Origin of the sequence: Dactylosporangium sp. CA-052675, from assembly GCF_050947935.1 — a bacterium.
In the GTDB taxonomy this organism is placed as follows: Bacteria; Actinomycetota; Actinomycetes; order Mycobacteriales; family Micromonosporaceae; genus Dactylosporangium.
In genome coordinates, this window is record NZ_CP192010.1 from 8,469,013 (window position 1) to 8,489,518 (window position 20,506).

Here is a 20,506-nt window from a genome sequence, read left to right on the forward strand (position 1 = left end):
GCGGACGTAGGGGGCCCAGAGGTTGGGTCGCCACCAGCCGCCGTTCACGCGGCGAGCCTCGCGTCCGGGACGTCCAGCGGGGTGGACTGGCCGAGCCACCGCGGTACCGCTGCGGCAATCGGCACCTCCGCCAGGGTCAGCAGGCCGGGTCCGAGGCCCGAGTGCTCGCCCAGGAGCAGGGTCAGCTCCTTCGCGTCCCCGGCGACCTCGAAGGCGATGTGGCCCTCGACCCAGACGCCGGGCTGCAACGCGCGGCCGTCGGTGAGGGGCTGGGGGACGCGCCCCGTCGCGCTGAAGGTGCGGCCGCGGTCGTCGCGCAGGCGCGCGTACCGCAGGACGACCGGCTCCCGCGTGGCCGTCACCCGCACGCGGACCAGCACCCACACGCCGGTGGTGTCGAGGGTCAGGCCGTTGCGCGGGTGCTTGAGCTTCGTGCCGCCCGCCGCGTCGAGCACGACGACCTGGAAGGTGCCGACGTCGACGACGCCGCCGGCCGTCCCCGGCCGCAGGAAGGGCCGGCCGCCGTGCTCCTGGTCGGGCTTGAGGCGCACGACCAGCGCCCCGGCCGCGACCGTCGCCAGCACCAGCAGCGCGGTGACGATCCGGGTCCGCAGCGGCGGCCCGGCCCGGCGGTGCCGAGCGGCGCCCGGCGAGCCCGGAGGCCCGAACCGGTCGGTGGCGACCATCAGGGGGCCGGCTTCGTGTCGATCGGGACCATGGCCGCCGCGGCCGGCTGCTCCTTCGCCGGCAGCCACGCGCCCTTGTTGCTGGCGTTGTCGAAGGTGTACGTGAGGGCGAAGATGTCCACCCGCAGCTCGGTCGGCACCGGCGCCTCGGCCCGCTGCTCCCAGAGGTAGCCGAACCGGGCCGGCACGCCGGGGTGCACGGCCGCGTTCTCGGCGGCGTCGGCCGCGCCGGCCACGTGGTCCGCGTACTTGCCCGGCACCCCCTTGACCCCGGTGATCTGCAGGGCCTGGGGGTAGGACAGGGTGCTCTGGCCGGCGCCGGTCACCTCGACCGTGGCGACCACGACGATCCAGCGCCAGCCGCTGTTCTCCTTGTGCCGCAGCGGCGGCAGCTCGTCGAGGGCCCGCACGCCGTGCACGGTGATGGTCCAGCCGCCGGCCGCGTAGGGCTGCCCGACGGTGAACGGCGGCGGCCCGTCCGGCGCGGCCCGCTCGAAGCCGCCCAACGCGCCGGAGACCAGGACCACGACCGCCGCGATGCCGGCCACGAGCCAGCGCACGGGGGCGTTGAGCAGCGCCAGCCTCAGCCGTCCGGCCGGCGGCGGCTCGGCCGTCCCTGCCCCTGGGCTCGCCACGCCGCAGAGCATACGACAAGCCGGGGCGCCGCCCGAGGTCCCGCGAGCGCCGCTCAGCCCGGCGGCCGCCCGGTGCCGGCCACTCGGATCTCGCCCCACGGGTTGAGCTCGAGCAGCCGTGCGGGGACCGGGTCGGCACCGGCCGGCGCCGCCAGGAGGACGTCCCGGCGGCCGGAGCGCAGCAGGGCCACCACCTCGGGGCCCGCCGACATCCGCGCGCTCCAGTGGAAACGGCCGTCGATGGGCTGGAACTGGCCGGAAACGCGCAGCTCAACGGCGTAGGTGCGGCCCTGCGACAGCAGCGAGGCCTTGACCGGCGACGATTCCTCGGGCATGGTACTGACTAGTACCAACTACCGGCCGGTAACGTCAAGGAGTCCGCCATGCCGGATGTCGCCGCCGCTCGCGAGGCCACCGCCGCCCGCCTGCTGAAGATCTCGGCCGGCAACTCCTACGACCCCGAGATCGACATCGACTGGGCCGCGCCGCAGCCCGCCGGGCTGCTCTACGCCCCCGAGCGCCGCCTGTCGCTCTACGGCACCGAGCTGTGGGACGCGCTCACCCCCGAGCAGCGCGTCGAGCTCTCCAGGCACGAGGTGGCCAGCATCGCCAGCATCGGCATCTGGTTCGAGGTGCTGCTCATGCGCATGCTGCTGCGCCACGTGACCGGGATGGACCCGCGCAGCGGGCACGTGCAGTACGCGCTCACCGAGGTCGGCGACGAGTGCCGGCACAGCGTCATGTTCGGCCGGATGATCGACGCGCTCGGCACGCCCGCCTACCAGCCGGCCGCGGTGCACCGGGCGCTCGGGCGCTACCTGGGCGCGACCGCCGGCGGGATCCAGACGTTCGCGGCCGCGCTCATCGCCGAGGAGATCCTCGACGCCCTCCAGCGCGAGGCGATGGCCGACGAAAGCCTCCAGCCGCTGGTGCGGATGGTCTCGCGGATCCACGTGGTCGAGGAGGCCCGGCACATCCGGTTCGCGCGCGACGAGCTCGCCCGGCAGGTCGCCACCGCGTGGAGACCCCGGCGGTGGTACTGCCAGATCATCGTCGCCCGCGCCGCGTACACGGTCACCCACACGCTCATCAACCCGCGGGCGTATGCGGCGGTCGGGCTGGACCCGGCCCGGGCCCGCGCGGTCGCCTGGGCCAACCCGCGCTTCCGCGAGACGCTGCGGTGGGCCGGCACCCGCGTGACCACCTACCTGCAGGAGCTCGGCCTGGTCGAGGGCCCGGCGAAGAAGGTCTGGCGGGCCGCCGCGCTCATCTGAGTGCTGTGTCCTCGATCACGGGACGATACGTGGTGGCCGCGCTACTGTTCATGGAGTCGGTGTGCTGTGTGTCCCCGGGCCTCACCACACTGCCTTCACGGAATACCGTTCGGCTGGAGCCGTGTCGCGCCTATCGCCGCGAGGCGACCTGGCACACCGACCCCAAACGTTCCGCCGCGATCGGCGCGCTCAGATCAGCACCGCGTAGACGACCAGGTTGTCGCGGTACGAGTGGCGCGCCTGGTCGAAGGTGCCCCCGCACGTGATGAGCCGCAGCTCCGGCACCGGCGTCGGGCCGTAGACCCTCGCGCTCGGGAACCGGGCCTTCGCGTAGTGCTCGCTCGCCGTCACGCGGAACGTCAGCCAGCCGTCGCCCCGCCGCACGTCGACCGTGTCCCCCGCCGCCAGCTCGTGCAGCCGGTAGAAGACGGCCGGGCCGGTCCTGGAGTCCACGTGCCCCGCCAGCACCGCCGGGCCCGCGTCGCCGGGGTAGGTGCCGCCGGTGAACCAGCCCGCCTCGCCGAACACCTTCGGGCTCTCCAGCACCCCCGCCGCGTCCATCCGCAGGTCCTCGAGCGGCGTGTCCACGCCGAGCCGCGCGATGCGCAGGCGGGTCGGGGGCGCGTCCGGCGCGGCGTTCGCGGCCGGGAGGTCGATGCTGTGCGGCACGATCCAGGTGGCGTCGCCGGCGTCGATGGCGACCCGGCGGCCGACCAGGGTCGCGGCCCCGGCGATCATCGGCGCGGCCAGGGCCAGCACGCACCCGATGAGCATGAGGGTCCGGCGCCGGGTGGCGGTCAGTTCCGGGCGCCGCCGGAGCGCCCGGTGCCTGACCACCCTCGCGGTCCTGCCCATGCGGTCGAGCGTAGGCCGGTTACGCGGCCGCCGCGGTGCGGGAACGGCCGCGGCGCCAGAGCAGGCCGCCGGCCACCGCCAGCAGGACCACGGCCACGCCGCCGCCGATCGGCAGCAGCGGGTTCAGGCCCCGCTCCCCGGCCGTGCCGCCCGCGCCGGTGTCCACGCCGCCCTCCGGCACCCCGCTGCTGGAGGCGTCGGTGCGCAGCTGCGCGGTCAGGCCGCCGCTGCCGTCGAGGATGATCAGCGAGTACACCGCGCCGGCCTTCAGCGGGGCGGTCACCGTCGTCGCGGCGCCCGTCGCGCTCGGGGCGGCCAGCCGCAGCGTCCAGCGGCCGGGGTCGACGGTCTGGTACGCCGTCGTCGTGGCGAACTGCACGCCGTCGGCGATCTTCGCGCCGCCCGACACCGCGACGTCGAGTACCGGCTGGCGCACCGAGGCCTGGATGACCCGCACCTTCGCCTTGCCCGCATCCGGCAGGCCGAGGTCGTCGGCGATCACCTTCAGGCCGAGGTCGGCGAACTTGCCGGTGCCCGCGACCGTGTAGGCCTTGCCCTCCTCCACCGTCGCCTGGGTGCTCAGCACCGGCGCGGCCGAGGCCGGGTCGCCCTGCTTGCGCATCGCCACCGCGTAGGTGCCGGGCGGCAGCGGCAGGTACTTGGAGACGGTGCCGTACGCGACGGCGTCGAACTTCTGCTGCGGGACGGCGCCGGTGACCGAGCTCAGATAGACGTCGACCGCCGGCGTGTCGGGCGAGAGGTGGGCGAGGCGGACGTACCCGACCCCGGCGGCAGCCGCCGGCGAGGCGTCCACCGTCGCCAGTCCCAGGCCCAGGAGCGCCGCGGCGGCCAGCGCCGCGAGCCGCCGCCGCTGGGGAGCAGCGAACACGTTGTACCCCCTGCTGTGCGCACAGCGAATGCTGGAGATTCCCGAGTGGAACGCACCCGGCGGGGGTTCGAGAGTGAGTAATCCGCGCGGGCACCGTAGGCACTGATCGCGGTGAGTCTGGCACGTCGCTGAGCAACGCGCCACCCGCACTGGGCAGGGATCATCGCGCCGTGTGTACGGTGCCCGACGCTGCGCTGCGGCACAACCTCCGGACGGACGAGGGAACTTACTCTTCGGTACCGATCGATCCCTTGATCAAGGATCTCTCCGCCGGCTCCCTACCCCTGGGTGCCGAAGTCCTGGGTCCAGATCGCCGTCTTGCCCTGGTAGGCCAGGCCAACGCCCAGGTCCTTGAGCTTGCAGTTGAGGATGTTGGCGCGGTGCCCGGAGCTGTCCATCCAGGACTTCATGACCTCTTCGGGCGTGCGCTGGCCCTTGGCGATGTTCTCGGCCGCGTTCGACCAGCGGTATCCCTCGTTCAAGATCCGGGTGGCGAAGGAGGTGCCGTCCTGCGAGTCGTGCGAGAAGTAGTCCTTGGCGGCCATGTCGGCCGAGTGCTTGTACGCGGCCGCGCGCAGCTTCGCGTTGTAGGCCAGCGGCTGGCAGCCGGCCTTCGCCCGCTCGGTGTTCACGATCGCCAGGACCTGGTTCTCGTACGCCACGTTGCTGCCCCCGCCCGCCGCGGTCGTGGGCTTCTTGGTCGTCGGCTTCGGGGCCGCGGCGGTGGTGGCCGGCGCCTTCGTCGTCGGGGCGGGCGCGGTCGAGGCGTTCTCGGCCGGGGCGCTCGAGCCGGCGGCGCTCGGGTCGCCGGAGGCGCCCGCGAACAGGTCACCGGCCTCGGTGGTGGCCGCGGCGCCGGCGGCGAGGTTGGACTGCGGGGAGGCGTTGGAGCTCTTGGACAGCAGCAGCGAGCCGCCGAACGCGACCGCGCCCACCACGACGAGGGCGACCGCGCCGATGGCGGCGACGAGCAGCATGCGCTTGCCGCGCCGCGACTCGTCCTGGTCGGGGCCGTGGGCGCCCGCATACCCGCCGGGCTCGCTCCCGTACCGCCCGGGCTCGCTCCCGTACCGCCCGGGCTCGCTCCCGTACCGCCCGGGCTCGCTCCCGTACCCCCCGGCGTAGCCGCGGGGCTCGTCGGAGTAGAAGCCGCCGGAGCGCTGCTGCTGGTGGCCGCGCCCACTGGAGGGCTCGCTGTAGGGCTCGTTGTACGGCTCGCTGTACGGGTCGTACCTGTCGGCGTAGCCGTCTCCGTACGCTGACACCGGGGCCTCCATGCGTGCTTGCGGTCAGAGCCGCACCTGACACTAGAAGGCCGGGAGCGCCGGATTCGCCCGCGGAAGCCGATTTAACGACGGTCTAAGCCAAACTTATGCCGTGCCTGCGGGCGGTAGCAGGGCGCTCACCGCGCGGCGCAGCACCGCCGTGGCGCCCGCCACGTCGAGGTGCAGCTCGTCGCGCCACATCGACCAGCCCGCGAACGTCACGGCGGCAGTGAGCGCGTCCACCACCTCGGCGCGCGCGTCCCCGGCCGCCTCGAGCTCCGCGGCGAAGAGCGTCTGCAGCTCCTCGCGGGCGATCTCGAGGTACCAGGCCCGGTTCTTGCGCAGCTGCGCCGAGAACGGCTCGCGGATGCGCGCGGCGCGGGCGGCCGGGGCGATGAGCTCCAGCAGGCGGGCGCGCTGGGCGCAGTATCGCTCGATGCGCTCGTCCCGCGGCAGGTCGGCCGGGATCGGGCGGTACTCCGCGCGCTGACGCTCCATGAGCCGCTCGCCGGCCGCCGCGAACAGGCCCTCCATGTCCTTGAAGTTGGTCCACAGCGCGCGCAGCGACACCCCGGCCCGTTCGGCGATCCGCTCGGCGGTGGGCCGCAGCTCACCCTCCTCGAGCAGCGCGAAGTGCGCGTCGGTGATCGCCCGCCGGGTGCGTTCGGCCCGTAATGTGCGCCCGTCCACCCGCGGCCGCACTCCCGCTTCGTTCATGACCTGACAGCCTACGTGCCACACCGTCGGGCGACCCTCTACGGTGAGGTACGTGGCAGTGCGCAGCGTGCACGACATCGACATCGAGCTCCCCGCGTTCGACTCCGGCGAGCTGGAGCCGGTCAGCGCTCCCTGGGGCGGCAACCTCAACGAGGCCCACGTGCAGACCGGCCGCGCCATCCGCACCACGCTCATCGACGCCCGGCTGCGCCGCTCCCACCTCGAGAACCTCGACCTCAACGGGGTGGTGTGGGAGGACGTGACGATCACCGGGTGCCGGTTCGAGAAGGTCGACTTCACCGCGGCGCGGCTGACCGGGCTGACCCTGGAGCGGGTGCACTTCGTCAACTGCAAGCTGACGTGGGCCAACCTGGGCGAGTCGCGCCTGTCCGACGTGCTGTTCGAGGGCTGCCGGCTCGACGGGGCCACGCTCGACGAGGTGAACACCACCGGCCCGACCGGGTTCGTCGGCTGCGTGCTGGTCAACACCAACCTGCGCGACTGCGTGCTGCCCCACGCGGCGATGCAGGGCTGCCGGCTGCGGCAGATGTCGTTCGAGAGCTGCGACCTGCGCGGCGCCGACCTGCGCGGCAATCAGCTGTCGGAGGTCAGCGGGATGACCAGCCTGCGCGGCGTGACGATCGAGCCGGCGCAGCTGCCCGGGCTCACCGACGCGGTGATGCGGGACCTCGGCGTGATCGTGCGCGGCCCGAAGGGTTGACCCGCCAGCGCGGGCGGCCGTGCGGGAACGTGCGGTGCTCGTCCGGGCTGAGCGGGGGCGGCGGCTCCTCGACGCAGATCGCCGGCGCCGGCAGGGCCGGGCCGAGCAGGTCGCGCGGGTCGGCCTCCAGGGCGCCCTCGATGGTGGCGAACGTGGCGATGCCGCTCATCCCGGCGGCGACCCCGAGCCAGGAGCGGATCGCCGGCGACGGCGCGGCCAGGAGCAGCTCCCCACCGCGGGCGCGGGCCAGCCCGGCCACCCCGACGAGCAGCTCGGCGCCGGTGGTGTCGCACACCGTCACCTGGGAGACGTCGAGCACCAGCCGGGGCTCGTCGGCGACCAGGAGTCCGGCGAGCACCGGCTCGATCGTCGCGACGGTCCCCTCCACGAGAAGCCCGTGCAGGGCCAGCACGACCGCACTCATCGCAGTGACGGTACCGACCGCGCTCCCCCGGCGTCAGCGGCCGCGCGGCCGACCCCGGCTGCGCCGTTCAGCCCGCCGGGGGTCGACGGACGCCGATGATCATGCCCGAACCGTGGGCCAGTTCCACGGTGACCAGCTCCGGGTCGGCGATCAGCGCCCGGCGCACCCCGTCCTGCTTGGCCCGGAAGTCCTCCGGCCATCCCTCGACCGGGGTCATGTCGTCGACCACGAGGGTCCCCCGGGGGTGCAGTTTGGCGACGGTACGGTCGAGCCCCTCGATCTTGCCGCCGAAGGCGTCGGCGAACACGAGGTCGTAGCCGCCCGGCGCCGTCGCGAGGAACTCGAGCGCGTCGGCCACGTGCAGGCGCACGAACGGCGGCCAGTCCCCGGCCGCGGCGACGGCCGCGACGGCCGGATCGGCCTCGACCGAGTCGACGGTGACATCGGTGCGGGGGTGCAGCCCCTCGGCGATCCAGGCGGTGCCGGCCCCGGCGCCGGTGCCGATCTCCAGCACCCGGGCGCCCGGCGGCAGGGCGGCGGCGAGGGCCGCGAGCAGCCGTCCGACCTCCGGCTCGCAGGACCGCCCGAAGCCGTTGGCGGCGGCGCGGGCGTACGCGGAATCGACGAGGCTCACGGCGGCGACCCTACCGAAGATCGTCGCGCTCCGCGTGCAAAGCTGTGCCCCGTGAAGTCACTGCCGCTGCGCGTCCTCACCCCCGCCGCCGCCGTCCTGCTCGCCCTGGGCGCCTGCGGATCCCCGTCGCAGTCGCCGGACAAGGCCACCAAGGACGGCCCGGAGCAGACCGCCACCAACGCGTTCGAGGTCAAGGACGACGTGAGCGTGGTGGAGGTCGACAGCGAGGGCGGCGCGATCGCCATCAAGGCCGGCAGCGGGGCCACCATCAAGGTGACCGAGACGATGAAGTTCAAGAGTGACAAGCCGGGCCGCAAGCAGAACGTCGACGGCGGGGAGCTGATCCTCGGCTCGGGCGGCTGCCCGAAGAACGACTGCTCGATCTCCTACGAGATCGAGATGCCCTCGACGCTGAGCGTCCGGCTGGACAGCTCCGGCGGGCGGATCGAGCTGCACGGGCTCACCGGCCTGATCGACGTGCAGTCCGACGGCGGCGGCGTGAACGGGGAGGGGCTCGCCCCGCCGGAGTTCAACGCGCGCACCGGCGGCGGCCCGGTCGACCTCAAGGTCACCCAGGCCCCGGACCGCATCGACATCGACAGCGGCGGCGGGAACGTGAACCTGCGCCTGACCTCGGACGGGTACGCGGTGGACACCCAGCTCGACGGCGGCAAGCAGACCGGGTCGATCAAGACCGACCCGGGCTCGGTGCACAAGGTGCGCGTCGCCACGGGCGGCGGCAACCTGACATTCGTGTAGGGCCGCTCGCCGAGCCGTCTAGTCGGTGAGCGCGCTGTAGACGAGCTGGCGCAGCTGGGGGCGCAGCGGGTAGGTGCTCGACGGCAGCAGCTGGGTGTAGAAGCCCACGGTGAGCCGCTCGACCGGGTCGATCCAGAAGGCCGTGCTCGCCGCGCCGCCCCAGTAGTACGTGCCGGGGCTGCTGAACACGCGGGCCGGGACGGGGTCGCGGACCACGGCGAAGCCCAGGCCGAAGCCGACGCCCTCGAACGTCGTCTCGGCGAAGCCGCCGGTCTGCACCGTGTCGAGGTCCACGTCGCCGGGCAGGTGGTTGCGGGTCATGAAGGCGACGGTGCGCGGGGCGAGCAGCCCGTCGCCGCGGCGCAGCAGCATCGTCATGAACTTCTGGTAGTCGGCGGCGGTCGAGATCAGGCCGCCGCCGCCCGCCGGGGCCTTCGGCTCCTCGAACGCCGTGTCGCCCACGGCGTCGAAGCGCACGCGGCGGCCGTCGGGGCCCGGGACGTACAAGGCCGCCATCCGCGGCTCGCCCGGCGCCACGGACCAGGTCGTGTCGCGCATGCCCAGCGGCTCGAGGATCCGGGTGCGCACGAACTGCGGCAGGGACATGCCCGCGACCACCTCGACCAGGCGGCCGAGCACGTCGGTGCTGACCCCGTAGCCCCAGGCGGTGCCCGGCTGGAACAGCAGCGGCAGCGCGGCGAAGTCGCGGCAGGCCTCGGCGAGGTCGGCGCCGGGCCTGGTGGTCAGGTCGTAGCCGGCCTTGCGGTACAGGGCGTCGACGACGGAGGTGTTCAGGAAGCCGTACGTCAGCCCGGAGGTGTGCGTGAGCAGGTGCCACACCCGGATCGGCTCGGCCGCCGGGACGGTGAAGGGCTGGCTCACCGAGCCCTTGTCGTAGACCCGCATGTCCCGGAACTCGGGCAGCCAGCGGCTGATCGGGTCGGTGAGCTCGAAGTGGCCCTCCTCCCACAGCAGCATCGCGGCGACGGAGGTGACCGGCTTGGTCATCGAATACAGCCGCCAGAGGGTGTCGGGCTCGACCGGCCGCCCGGCCTCGGCGTCGCGCTGCCCGTAGAGGCTGTGGTGCACGACCTTGCCGTCGCGCGCGATCGCGAGCTGCCAGCCGGCGAGGCGGCCGTCGTCGACGTAGCGCGCGAAGTGGGCGTCCAGGCGGGCCAGCCGCCGTGCGTCGAATCCGGCCTGCTCTGGCGCCACTTCGCGATCAATGCTCACATCTTGGGACTGTAGATCCTGGCCCAGGAATGCGCGAGACGCCCGGGAGCCCGATCGGGGAAGGCACGGGCCGCTCGCGATCCCGGCTCAGGACAGCGCGAGCTGCTCGGCGCCCTCGACGACCCGGTCGACGAATCCGTAGTCCTTCGCCTCCTGCGCGGTGAACCAGCGGTCGCGGTCCGAGTCGGCCTCGATCTGCTCATAGGTCTGCCCGGTGTGCTCGGCGATGAGCCGCTGCATGGTCTTCTTCGTGTAGAGCATCTGCTCGGCCTGGATGGCGATGTCGGCCGCGGTGCCGCCGATGCCGCCCGAGGGCTGGTGCATCATGACCCGCGAGTGCGGCAGCGCGTAGCGCTTGCCCGGCGTCCCGGCGCTGAGCAGGAACTGGCCCATCGACGCGGCCATGCCCATGACCACGGTCGACACGTCGTTCTTGATGAACTTCATGGTGTCGTAGATCGCCATGCCGGCGGACACCGAGCCGCCCGGGGAGTTGATCCAGAAGGCGATGTCCTTCTCGGAGTCCTCGGCGGCGAGCAGGATCAGCTGGCCGCAGATGCGGTTCGCGCTCTCGTCGTTCACCTCGGTCCCGAGCACGATGATGCGCTTGCTGAGCAGGCGCTCGAAGACGGCGCTGTCGAACGGGATCTCAATATCGGCCATGCTGTCGACGGTATTGCCTCGGCGGCCCGTTGAGATCCCCCGTTCGCCGTGAGCGTGTTCGCTGTCAGCGTCACGGCGCTCCGAGCACCGGGTCACGGCCGTGCGAGCGCGGCGGTCACGGCGCTCCGAGCACCGGGTCGCGCCGTTCGAGCAGCGGCGGTCACGGTTCTCTGAGCACCGGCCGCAGGGCGTCGAGCACCGCGGGATCCTCGATGGTCGAGGGCACCGGCTCCTCGCGGCCGTCGGCGATCCCCCGCATTGTCCGGCGCAGGATCTTGCCCGAGCGCGTCTTGGGCAGCGCGGCCACCACGCGCACGCTGCGCAGGCTCGCCACCGCCCCGATGCGGTCCCGCACGAGCTGGACGAGCTCGGCCGCGACCGTCTCCGCCGGGGTGTCCACGCCCGCCTTGAGCACCGCGAACCCGCGCGGCACCTGGCCCTTGAGCTCGTCGTCGACGCCGATGACGGCGCACTCGGCGACCGCGGGGTGGCCCGCGAGCACCTCCTCCATCGCGCCCGTCGACAGGCGGTGGCCGGCGACGTTGATGACGTCGTCGGTGCGGCCCATCACGTAGAGGTAGCCGTCCTCGTCGAACCGGCCGCCGTCGCCGGTCAGGTAGTGGCCGGGGTAGGTGGAGAGGTACGAGCGCACGTACCGCTCGTCGTCGCCCCACAGCGTGGGCAGGCACCCGGGCGGGAGCGGCAGCCGGATGGCGATGGCGCCGTCGGTGCCGGTCGCGGCGTCCTGCCCGTCCGGGGTGAGCACGCGCACGTCGTAGCCGGGGATCGGTACCGACGGCGAACCCGGCTTCGTGGGCAGCTCCTCGAGGCCGCGCGGGCTCGCGGCGATCGGCCAGCCGGTCTCGGTCTGCCACCAGTTGTCCACGACCGGGACGCCGAGCCGCTCGCCGGCCCACTCGTAGGTCTGCGGGTCGAGCCGCTCCCCCGCCATGAACAGGGCGCGCAGGCTCTTGACGCGCTCGCGGTCGATCCGGGCCCCGTCCGGGTCCTCCTTGCGGATCGCGCGGATCGCGGTCGGCGCGGCGAAGAGCACGTTGACGCCGTGATCGGCGACGACCCGCCAGAACGCGCCGGCGTCGGGGGTGCCGACGGGCTTGCCCTCGTACAGCACCGTCGTCGCGCCGGCGAGCAGCGGGGCGTAGACGATGTAGGAGTGCCCGACGACCCAGCCGACGTCGGACGCCGCCCAGAAGACGTCGCCCGGCCCGCAGCCGAAGATGTTCGCCATCGACCACGTGAGCGCGACGGCATGGCCCCCGTTGTCGCGCACGATGCCCTTGGGGCGCCCGGTCGTGCCGGAGGTGTAGAGGACGTACAGCGGATCGGTGGCCGCCGTCGCGACGCACCCGGCCGCGCCGGCGTCCTTGACCGCGTCCGCCCAGGTCAGCTCGCCGTCGCGCAGCTGCGCCGGGGCCTGCTCGCGCTGCAGGACCACGACGTGCTCGGGCCGGTGCCCGGCCTCGTCCAGGGCGGCGTCGAGCAGCGGCTTGTACCGCACCACCCGGCTCGGCTCGATCCCGCACGAGGTCGCGACGACGACCTTCGGCTTGGCGTCGTCGATGCGGGCCGCGAGCTCCTTGGGCCCGAACCCGCCGAACACCACCGAGTGCACGGCGCCGAGCCGCGCGCAGGCCAGCATGGCGATCACGGCCTCGGGCACCATCGCCATGTAGACGACGACCCGGTCGCCCCGCCCGACGCCGAGGTTGCGCAGGGCGCCCGCGAAGACGGCGACCTCGTCGCGCAGTTCCCGGAAGGTGTACCGGCGGACGGTGCCCGTGACCGGGCTGTCGTACACGAGCGCGAGGTCGTCGCCGCGGCCCCCGTGCACGTGCCGGTCCAGGGCGTTGTGGCAGGTGTTGAGCTCGGCGTCGGGGTACCAGCGGTAGAACGGCGGGTTGTCGGCGTCGAGGATGCGCATGGGCATGCGGTCCCAGTCGACGCCGGCGGCCGCGTCGCGCCAGAACCACTCGGGGTCGTCGAGGCTGCGCTGGTACGTGTCGCGGTAGGCGCCCATCCCCTGATCCTGCTCCGCCGGGCCGTGCTGCGGTAGGGCCGGATATGTCGCGCGTGTTTCCCCGACACGACATACCCGGATTTATCGGTTTACGTCGGTATTTTGGCGTCTGTGACGCACACCGTTGATACGGTTTTCGATGGCCCGGCCCGGCGCGCCGGGCGCTCAGACGGGCGCGGTGGCACTGGCCAGGCCCGCGGGCGCGTTGGCCAGGGCCTGCTGGATGGCCGCGACCAGGGCCAGGGCGGCCTCCTCGGTGAGCTCGACCGCGACCCGGGCCGACGGGCCGAGCGCCGGGTTGGCGAAGTCGATGTTCAGGGTGTGCCCGAACTGGGCGTGCACCGGGTGGTCGACGTAGACCGCCGCCCGGGTCACGTCGAACCAGCCCGTCGCGCCCTTGCCGGCGCCCTCGATGTCGACCAGCTCGGTCTCGTACGTGCACATGTCAGGCCCCCAGGTGCGTGCCGAAGAAGGTGAAGATGCGCTTCCAGCCGTCGACCGCGGCCTCGGGCCGGTAGGACGGGCGGTCCACGGCGAAGAAGCCGTGCCCGGCACCCTCGTAGCTGTGGTGCTCGAAGCTCTTGCCGTGCCCGGCCAGCAGCTCGGCGAGGCGCGCGACCTCGGCCGGCGCCGGGAACTTGTCGTCGTCGCCGAAGAGCCCGAGCACCGGGCAGCGCACGTCGCCCAGGCGGTCCTGGATCGAGCCGACCTTGAGCGGGAACCCGGTCGGGGGCGCCTCGAGCGCGAAGGCGCCGTAGCAGTCGACGGCCGCGTCCACGTCGACCGCGGTCGAGACCAGCAGCGACTGGCGGCCGCCGGAGCAGTGCCCGATCACGCCGACCTTGCCGCTGGCGTTGTCCAGGGCGCGCAGCGCGGCCGCGGCGGTGGCGACGTCCCGGATGACCTGCTCGTCGGGGATGCCGCCCTGCCCGCGCACGAACGCGGAGGCGTCGTCGGGCGAGGCGTCGGGGGCCTCGCGCCAGAACAGGTTCGGACAGATCGCCGCGTACCCGTTGACGGCGAACCGGCGCACCATCTCCTTGGTGGCCTCGTCGTAGCCGGGCAGGTGGTGGATGACCACGACGCCCGGGAACGGGCCGGGGTCGAGCGGGCGGGCCTGGTACGCCTGGATCTGCTCATCGCCGATGAACACCGTCTCGGCCCGGATCGCGTCTGACATGCTGCACTCCGTCGTTCGCTGGTGCGGTTTTCCTTAGCCGGGCAAACAATATCCCCGCCGTCGCGATGTATGCGTCGGCGGGGACGTCATGAGCAGCGGCCGGACCGCGTTCGACAGCCGGCGGCATCACCCGGCACGGCGGCCGGACCTCGATGCCGCGGCGCGAGCCGCCGGGCCTTGGCGCGAGCCTCCGGGCCTTGGCGCGAGCCGCTGGGCCTTGGCGCGAGCCGCTGGGCCTTGGCGCGAGCCGCTGGGCCTTGGCGCGAGCCGCTGGGCCTTGGCGCGAGCCGCTGGGCCTTGGCGCGAGCGGCTGGGCCTTGGCGCGAGCGGCTGGCGCTTGGCGCGAGCGGCTGGGGCTTGGCGTGAGCGGCCGCACCCCAGCGGGAGCGGCCGCACCCCGGCGCGGACGGCCGCCCCCGGCGCGAGCAGCTGCATCCCGGCAGGAGCGGCCGCACCCCGGCGCGAGCAGCCGCACCCCGGCAGGAGCGGCCGGGCCGCGGCCGCGAGCGGTCCTACTGGCGGCCGGGTTCCGAGCGGCGCAGGGCCAGCCGGGCCAGGCCGATCAGCAACGCGATCTGCACGAACAGGATGAGCACCGAGCGCCACCAGGCCCCCGTGGTGTGCTCCCACAGCGCGTCCTTGAACGGGATCATCGACTGCAGGTCCACCGTCGACGCGCCCGCGGCCAGGCCCCAGCGGGTCGGGAACAGCCACGAGATCTGCTCCAGGACGTTCTGCCCGTCGAGCTCGAACAGGCCGCCGGAGAGCACGAGCTGGGCCATCACCACGACCACCAGCACCGGCGTCGTCTGCTCGGTCGTCTTGACCAGCGCGCTGACCAGCAGGCCGAACGCCATCGAGGCGAGCGCGACCATGGCCACCGGGATCGTGATCTCCACCAGCCAGTGCTTCGGGAAGATCAGCGGGTCCTTCGGCGGGTTCTTGCCCAGCAGCGCGAGCCAGGTGAACAGCGCGGTCTGCACGATGATGATCAGCGCGAAGACGAAGACCTTGGAGGCGAGGTAGGCGCCGGCCGAGAGCCCGACCGCCCGCTCGCGCTTGTAGATCGTGCTCTCGTTGACCAGCTCGCGAATGGCCGCGGCGGTGCCCAGGAACGCGGCGCCGACCGCCAGCACGACCAGCAGCCGCTGCGCCTCGAGGCTGTACTTGAGCAGGCCCGGGGCAAGCCCGTTGTCCCCCGGCACCGTGCGGGTGAGCAGGGCCAGGGCCAGCGGCAGGCCGATCATGAACACGCTCAGGCCGCGGTCGGCGCCGATCACCCACAGCATGCGCAGGCACAGGGTGAGGAACTGGCGCAGCGGGGCCGCGGGGTGCAGTGCCCGGCTGCGCAGCGACGCCCCGCCGAGCTTCACCCGGGCCCGCCCGACCGCCCTGTCCGGCCGGGCCGCCACCGACTGCGCCGCCACCGACTGGGCAGCCACCGACTGGGCAGCCACCGACTGCGCCGGCACCGACTGCGCCGACGCCGGTTGGGAGGGACCCGGCAGAGGGCCGGCCGGCGCGGGCATCCGCTGCTCCGCGGTCGGTGACTCGAGACGACCCGAGGGGCGCGGCGGCATCTCCTGCTCGGCCGTCGACTCCCCGAGCGCCGTCGTGCCACTGGCCGACCCCGTTGACGCGCCCGTTGACGCGCCCGGGGACGCGACCGTTGACGCGCCCGGGGACGCGACCGGGGACGCGGGCCCAGTCGCGGAGGGAGCCGCAGTCGTGGGAGCGGCCGGGGCCGAGGGCACGTGCGCGACGGCGGAGGCGACCCGCTGGGCCGGCACGGTGACCTGCTCCACCACCTCCGGCTTCGGTGGCGGGGCCTCGGCGATCTGCTCGGTGACGTATCGCGTGTAGAGCTCGGACGAACGGTACTTGCGGGTCCAGTGCTCGGCGTTCTTCGTGACCTCGCGGAACACCTCGGCGTAGTCCTCGGCGCCGAAGAACTCCAGCAGCTCGCCGGGCGGCCCGAAGTAGCCCATCCGGCCGCCGACGGTGAGCACGAGCACGCGGTCGGTGAGGTCGAGGTGCATGACGTTGTGCGTGACGACGGCGACGGTGCGGCCCTTGTCCGCGAGCTCCCGCAGCTCCTCCATGACCTCCTTGTCCAGGGCCGGGTCGAGGCCGGACGTGGGCTCGTCGAGGAAGAGCAGGGACGGCTCGGTGAGCAGCTCCAGGGCGACCGAGACGCGCTTGCGCTGGCCGCCGGAGAGGCTGTCGATGCGCTGCTTGGCCCGCTCGGTCAGGTTGAGCGTCTCGAGCACCTCGGCGACCTTGGCCCGGCGCTCCTTGCGCGGCACGTCGTCGGCGAAGCGCAGGGCGGCGGCGAAGCGCAGGGCCCGGCGCACGGTGAGCTGGCGGTGCAGCACGTCGTCCTGCGGCACCATGCCGATGCGGTAGCGCAGCTCGGCGTAGTCGGCGTAGAGGTCGCGGCCGTCGTAGCGGACCGTGCCCTGGGTCGCGGGGCGCAGGCCGGCGACGGCCTTGACGAGCGTGGACTTGCCGCAGCCGGAGGGGCCGATGACGGCGAGCAGGCTGCCCTCGGCCAGCGCGAAGCTGACGTCGTCGAGCAGGACCGCATCCTTGATCCGCACCGTGAGGTCGTCGGCGATGAGCGAGGACGGGCCGGCGTCCTCGAACTCGTGCAGCCGGGCGCCGTCGAAGATGAACTCGTGCTTGCCGATCGAGATCAGGTCGCCGGGCCGCATGTCCTCGCGGGTGACCTGCTTGCCGTTGTGGAACGTGCCGTTGCGGCTGCCGAGGTCGACGACCTCGAAGCCGCCGGTCGCGGTCCGGCGCAGCTCGGCGTGGTTGCGGGAGCTGCGCAGGTCGCTCAGCACGATGTCGTTGTCGGCGCCGCGGCCGATGCGGATGCGCCCGGCCTCGACCTCGTGCCGGGTCGCCTCGCGCTGCGGCGGCGAGGGCTCGACGGGCAGCTGCTCGGTGATCGTCTTCACCCGGAACGTGATCTTCGGGCCGTCGGCCGAGCCGAGGTGGACCTCGCCGCCGTCGGTGGCGGCGACGAAGGCCGCGCGCTCGCCGCCGACGAAGGTGCCGTTGCGGCTGTCGAGGTCGCGCAGGAACCAGCCGTCGTCGTTCCAGATGACCTCGGCGTGCCGCCGGGAGATCAGGTTGCCCTCGATCACCAGGTCGTTGGCGGCGTCGCGACCTATGGTCACGGTGTCGTCCGGACGGACGGTCGCCTGCTTGTCGCCGCTGGTCACCTCGAGGACCGTGAGCTCCCGGGTGACCGTGCGCTGATCGATGCTCGCCACGGCGCTCATCATGCCGTGGGGGTATGACAGAAAGAAGTCGGGGTGGGTTTGTATCAGGACAACCGTCGCGGTCCTCATGTGTGTCGAGCACGAGGACGGCACGGTGAGGAGGAGCCCCGATGGCGGCGGACGCACGTCCGGACGAGTGGCGCTCCCGGCGCGCCCGGCGACTGGCCGGGCTGCCGTGGGTGCGCCGCGAGGACCGGGCGGACGGCACGCCGGTGCGCTTCGTCGCCGACGAGCTCGTCGTGCGGGCGGATCACTTCGGCACCGCGCGCCAGGCATTCGCCGAGCAGGGCTTCGACGCCCGGGACATCGTTGAGGAGGGGGATGTCCCGGACGGCTTCCGGCGGGTCCGGCTGCCCGGTCTGGACGTCGCGCGAGCCGCCCGGCGCGTGCGCGTGCAGGCGGAGGCGGCCGGGGACCCGAGGGTGGCCGCCGCGCCGAACCACGTCTTCGTCTCGACACCGTTCGCGCACGCCGGAGCGTACGGGCCGCCGCGCCCCGCGCCCCCCGGTGCGCTGACCCCGCCGGTGGAGGGGACCGGCGGGGTGAGGGTCCTGGTGCTGGACACCGGGGTGTGGCTGAACAGCCCGTTGCCGAAGGAGCGGTACGTCACCGACGACTTCGAGCCCGGGGACGACGGCGCGGGGGTGCGCCAGGGCGACGCCGGGCATGCCAACTTCGTCGCCGGGGTGATGCTGGGCCGGTCGCGGCGGGTGCGGCCGAGAGTGGTGCGGATCGTCGACACGTTCGGGGTGTGCCGGGAGAGCGACCTGGTCGCGGCCCTCCGGCGGGCGGGCGACGACCCGATCATCAACCTCTCGCTGGGGGGATACTCGCTCGACGACCGGCCACCGGTCCTGCTCACGGCGGCGCTGGCGGAGCTGCTGACGAGCGGTGACCGGGTGGTCGTGGCGGCGGCCGGCAACGACGGCCAGCACGACCGGCCGTTCTGGCCGGCCGCGTACGCCGGGACGGGCGCGCCGTGGCGGCGGCGCGTGGTCGCGGTCGCCGCCCACGACGGCCGGCGCATCTGCAACTGGAGCAACACCGGGCCGTGGGTGACGCTCGCGGCGCCGGGGGCCGACGTGCTCAGCACGTATGTGCACCACGAGGGTTTCCCGGACGGCTGGGCCCGGTGGAGCGGCACCTCGTTCGCGGCGCCGTACGTCGCCGCGGCGATCGCCGACGCGCTGCCGGAGTCCGGCTCGGCCGGGCTGGCGGCGCAGTCGGTCGTGGCGGGGGCGGGGCTGCGCTACGGCCGTTACGCGGGGGTGGCGTGAGGGCCATGCGTCACACCAGGGGGAGGGTGGTGGCGGGGTGCGGCACGCTGGTCGCCGCACCCCGTCGCCCGGTGGTCCCGGTGCTACCCTTCGGAGCCATGGCCGACCCCGAAAGTCCCGGTGAACACGAGAATGCCGCACTTCTGCGGGCTGCTTCGGCCGGGGACCAGCAGGCGTGGGAGTCCATTGTGGACAGATACGCCAACCTGGTCTGGTCGGTGGCGCGCAGCTTCCAGCTCGGCCAGTCCGACGCCGCGGACGTGAGCCAGGCGACGTGGCTGCGGCTGGTGGAGCACGTCGACGCCGTGCGGGAGGCCGACAAGCTCGGCTCCTGGCTGGCGACCACCGCCCGCCGCGAGGCGATCGCGCTGCTGCGCAAGAGCGGGCGCGACGTGCCGGCGGGGGCGGCCGGCGACTTCGTGGAGACCCTGGGCGGCGCCCCGGCCGGCGTGGATCCGGTCGAGGAGGAGCCGGACGCGGGCGTCCTGCGGGACGAGCGCGACGCCATGCTCTGGCAGGAGTTCCAGACCCTGTCCCGCCAGTGCCAGCAGCTGCTGCGGGTGCTCATCGCCGATCCCCCGCCGAGCTACGCCGAGGTCTCGGCCGCGCTCGACGTGCCGATCGGCAGTATCGGTCCGACTCGCAAGCGCTGCCTGGGCACGCTGCGCCGACGATTGGCGACCTCGATATGACCACCCACCGCGGCTGCGCAGGGCCGACCCGATGATCGGGGAGGAAGAGGTGCTGAGCTCTTTGCGTGACATCGCCGGCCGGCGCGACCCGGTGCCGCCGAACGTGCTGGCGGCCGCCCGGGCGAGCCTGTCCTGGCGCGACCCGGACGCGGCGCTGGCCGCGCTGACCCGCGACTCGCTGGACCGGCTCATCGCCGTGCGGGGCGGGATTCGCGGCGGAACCCCGCGTGTGCTGACGTTCTTCAGCGGCGCCCTGACCATCGACGTCCAGGTGACCGCGCGCTCGGGCGCCGTCGACGTGGTCGGCGAGCTGGTCCCGGTGGTCGCGGCCAAGGTCGTCGTGGAGTCGCCGGCCGGGTCGCACGAGACGTCGGCCGACGACGAGGGCCGCTTCCGTTTCGAGGGGGTCGCGACCGGCCCCGTGCGGCTGCGCTGCGAGCCTGAGGTCGAGGGGGCATTCGTACCGGTCCGCACAGAATGGGTGCAATTGTAGAATTCTTCGCAAAACCCCTGGTCGCAGCGGGTACGGTTGCGGAAAAGGTGCCGCGACGCTGCGAGGAGCCGGCCATGCCCATCGACCACGTGCAGATCGTGTCCATTCCCGTCACCGACCAGGACCGGGCCCGCGACTTCTACCTCAACGCCCTCGACTGGGAGCTGATCAGCGACAACGACGAGGGCGACCGCCGCTGGGTCGAGGTCGCCCCGAAGCACGGCCAGACGTCGTTCACGCTGGTCACCTGGTTCGAGTCGATGCCGGCCGGATCGCTGCGCGGGATCGTGCTCGACACCGACGACATCGAGAAGACCTACGAGGAGCTCTCCGAGCGCGGGATCGTCTTCGACTCCCCGATCGAGGAGGGGCCGTTCTCGCGGGTCACGAGCTTCGCCGACCCGGACGGGAACACCTTCGTGCTGCACCAGCTCTACCAGCCGCGGATCCGGACGGTCAGCTTCGCGTCGGCGCCGTCGCTGTAGTTCGCGCTCGCCTCGGCCGGACCCGCTCGCCCCGCCGGTCCGGCCGTTCGCATAGGCTCTTGGGCGCGGTGGGCCGTAGCGCAGAGGTCGTCGCGCGCCGACTCATAATCGGTGAGGACGCCGGTTCGATTCCGGCCGGTCCGCCGCCTTCGCGCGGGCGAATGCCACGGCTCGCGCCGCCCGCCGGTGACATGACGCTCACGCCGCCGGGGCGCCACGCCACCGCCCCGCTCGGCCCCGCAGCACCGCGCCGCCGCGGCACCGCCCCGCTGACAGACCCGCCGCCTTCGCGCGGG

General features: G+C 73.4%; 22 protein-coding genes and 1 tRNA gene. 8 read left to right on the top strand and 15 right to left on the bottom strand.

The features are described 5' to 3' along the window. Nucleotides 1-44: 44 nt before the first annotated feature. Genes ACQP1P_RS37595 through ACQP1P_RS37605 form a run of 3 tightly spaced genes read right to left on the bottom strand, consistent with a single transcriptional unit; the run spans nt 45 to nt 1,656 of the window. Entirely contained in the window at nt 45-686 is a 642-nt protein-coding gene (locus tag ACQP1P_RS37595) for a hypothetical protein (protein ID WP_433078527.1), read from the bottom strand. After that, nucleotides 686-1,321: a hypothetical protein gene (locus tag ACQP1P_RS37600; RefSeq protein WP_433078529.1), complete on the bottom strand. Its 636-nt coding sequence runs from the start codon at nt 1,319-1,321 to the stop codon at nt 686-688. Before ACQP1P_RS37600 ends, ACQP1P_RS37595 begins: the two co-directional genes overlap by 1 nt. Before the next feature lie 53 nt (nt 1,322-1,374). Continuing rightward, the gene (locus ACQP1P_RS37605; RefSeq protein WP_433078531.1) at nt 1,375-1,656 is read right to left on the bottom strand and encodes a DUF4873 domain-containing protein; all 282 of its coding nucleotides are present in this window, start codon (nt 1,654-1,656) and stop codon (nt 1,375-1,377) included. 48 nt (nt 1,657-1,704) lie between these two features. Between ACQP1P_RS37605 and ACQP1P_RS37610 the strand changes: the two genes are divergently transcribed. Continuing rightward, a complete protein-coding gene (locus ACQP1P_RS37610; protein WP_433078533.1) occupies nt 1,705-2,595 on the top strand; it encodes an AurF N-oxygenase family protein in 891 nt (296 codons plus the stop codon). 189 nt (nt 2,596-2,784) lie between these two features. Here ACQP1P_RS37610 and ACQP1P_RS37615 read toward each other — a convergent pair whose 3' ends face one another. The 4 genes from ACQP1P_RS37615 to ACQP1P_RS37630 all read right to left on the bottom strand — a co-directional run bounded on the left by ACQP1P_RS37615 (nt 2,785) and on the right by ACQP1P_RS37630 (nt 6,321). Next, nucleotides 2,785-3,450, bottom strand: coding sequence for a class F sortase (locus ACQP1P_RS37615; protein ID WP_433078535.1), 666 nt, complete (start codon nt 3,448-3,450; stop codon nt 2,785-2,787). 19 nt (nt 3,451-3,469) lie between these two features. Beyond that, nucleotides 3,470-4,339, bottom strand: coding sequence for a DUF4397 domain-containing protein (locus ACQP1P_RS37620; protein ID WP_433078537.1), 870 nt, complete (start codon nt 4,337-4,339; stop codon nt 3,470-3,472). A gap of 278 nt (nt 4,340-4,617) precedes the next feature. After that, nucleotides 4,618-5,604 carry a CAP domain-containing protein gene (locus ACQP1P_RS37625; RefSeq protein WP_433078539.1) on the bottom strand — a complete coding sequence of 329 codons (987 nt, stop codon included), beginning with the start codon at nt 5,602-5,604 and terminating at the stop codon, nt 4,618-4,620. A gap of 105 nt (nt 5,605-5,709) precedes the next feature. After that, nucleotides 5,710-6,321 (bottom strand): TetR/AcrR family transcriptional regulator, encoded by a 612-nt coding sequence (locus ACQP1P_RS37630; RefSeq protein ID WP_433078541.1) that lies wholly within the window; start codon nt 6,319-6,321, stop codon nt 5,710-5,712. Nucleotides 6,322-6,373: 52 nt separating this feature from the next. On the opposite strand from ACQP1P_RS37630, the gene ACQP1P_RS37635 reads away from it, so the two are divergent. Beyond that, nucleotides 6,374-7,042, top strand: a complete 669-nt coding sequence (locus ACQP1P_RS37635) for a pentapeptide repeat-containing protein (RefSeq protein WP_350617445.1) — start codon at nt 6,374-6,376, stop codon at nt 7,040-7,042. Here ACQP1P_RS37635 and ACQP1P_RS37640 read toward each other — a convergent pair. Further along, on the bottom strand, nt 6,987-7,466 hold the full coding sequence (locus ACQP1P_RS37640; protein WP_433078543.1) for an STAS domain-containing protein: 480 nt from the start codon (nt 7,464-7,466) through the stop codon (nt 6,987-6,989). The two genes, ACQP1P_RS37635 and ACQP1P_RS37640, sit on opposite strands and share 56 nt — an antisense overlap. Before the next feature lie 67 nt (nt 7,467-7,533). Continuing rightward, nucleotides 7,534-8,100, bottom strand: a complete 567-nt coding sequence (locus ACQP1P_RS37645; RefSeq protein WP_433078545.1) for an O-methyltransferase — start codon at nt 8,098-8,100, stop codon at nt 7,534-7,536. A 51-nt stretch (nt 8,101-8,151) separates the two neighbouring features. On the opposite strand from ACQP1P_RS37645, the gene ACQP1P_RS37650 reads away from it, so the two are divergent. Next, nucleotides 8,152-8,859 carry a hypothetical protein gene (locus ACQP1P_RS37650; protein WP_433078547.1) on the top strand — a complete coding sequence of 236 codons (708 nt, stop codon included), beginning with the start codon at nt 8,152-8,154 and terminating at the stop codon, nt 8,857-8,859. Nucleotides 8,860-8,877: 18 nt separating this feature from the next. Here the strand turns inward: ACQP1P_RS37650 and ACQP1P_RS37655 are convergent, their stop codons facing one another. The 6 genes from ACQP1P_RS37655 to ACQP1P_RS37680 form a co-directional block, all read right to left on the bottom strand. After that, nucleotides 8,878-10,092 (bottom strand): serine hydrolase domain-containing protein, encoded by a 1,215-nt coding sequence (locus ACQP1P_RS37655; RefSeq protein WP_433078549.1) that lies wholly within the window; start codon nt 10,090-10,092, stop codon nt 8,878-8,880. Between the two features lie 87 nt (nt 10,093-10,179). Next, nucleotides 10,180-10,755, bottom strand: a complete 576-nt coding sequence (locus tag ACQP1P_RS37660) for an ATP-dependent Clp protease proteolytic subunit (RefSeq protein ID WP_433078551.1) — start codon at nt 10,753-10,755, stop codon at nt 10,180-10,182. A gap of 160 nt (nt 10,756-10,915) precedes the next feature. Then, the gene (locus tag ACQP1P_RS37665) at nt 10,916-12,793 is read right to left on the bottom strand and encodes a propionyl-CoA synthetase (RefSeq protein WP_433078553.1); all 1,878 of its coding nucleotides are present in this window, start codon (nt 12,791-12,793) and stop codon (nt 10,916-10,918) included. Between the two features lie 165 nt (nt 12,794-12,958). Then, nucleotides 12,959-13,237: a DUF6295 family protein gene (locus ACQP1P_RS37670; RefSeq protein ID WP_350617431.1), complete on the bottom strand. Its 279-nt coding sequence runs from the start codon at nt 13,235-13,237 to the stop codon at nt 12,959-12,961. A gap of 1 nt (nt 13,238) precedes the next feature. Next, on the bottom strand, nt 13,239-13,973 hold the full coding sequence (locus ACQP1P_RS37675; RefSeq protein WP_433078556.1) for a dienelactone hydrolase family protein: 735 nt from the start codon (nt 13,971-13,973) through the stop codon (nt 13,239-13,241). A 512-nt stretch (nt 13,974-14,485) separates the two neighbouring features. Further along, on the bottom strand, nt 14,486-17,254 hold the full coding sequence (locus tag ACQP1P_RS37680) for an FHA domain-containing protein (protein ID WP_433078558.1): 2,769 nt from the start codon (nt 17,252-17,254) through the stop codon (nt 14,486-14,488). 119 nt (nt 17,255-17,373) lie between these two features. On the opposite strand from ACQP1P_RS37680, the gene ACQP1P_RS37685 reads away from it, so the two are divergent. The 5 genes from ACQP1P_RS37685 to ACQP1P_RS37705 all read left to right on the top strand — a co-directional run bounded on the left by ACQP1P_RS37685 (nt 17,374) and on the right by ACQP1P_RS37705 (nt 20,354). After that, nucleotides 17,374-18,540 (top strand): S8 family peptidase, encoded by a 1,167-nt coding sequence (locus ACQP1P_RS37685; protein WP_433078560.1) that lies wholly within the window; start codon nt 17,374-17,376, stop codon nt 18,538-18,540. A 98-nt stretch (nt 18,541-18,638) separates the two neighbouring features. After that, nucleotides 18,639-19,232 (top strand): RNA polymerase sigma factor, encoded by a 594-nt coding sequence (locus ACQP1P_RS37690; protein ID WP_433078562.1) that lies wholly within the window; start codon nt 18,639-18,641, stop codon nt 19,230-19,232. 31 nt (nt 19,233-19,263) lie between these two features. Next, on the top strand, nt 19,264-19,725 hold the full coding sequence (locus ACQP1P_RS37695; protein ID WP_433078564.1) for a hypothetical protein: 462 nt from the start codon (nt 19,264-19,266) through the stop codon (nt 19,723-19,725). A 74-nt stretch (nt 19,726-19,799) separates the two neighbouring features. Further along, nucleotides 19,800-20,210 (top strand): VOC family protein, encoded by a 411-nt coding sequence (locus tag ACQP1P_RS37700; RefSeq protein ID WP_433078566.1) that lies wholly within the window; start codon nt 19,800-19,802, stop codon nt 20,208-20,210. Nucleotides 20,211-20,279: 69 nt separating this feature from the next. Continuing rightward, a tRNA-Met gene (locus ACQP1P_RS37705) sits at nt 20,280-20,354 on the top strand. The last annotated feature ends 152 nt before the right edge of the window (nt 20,355-20,506 follow it).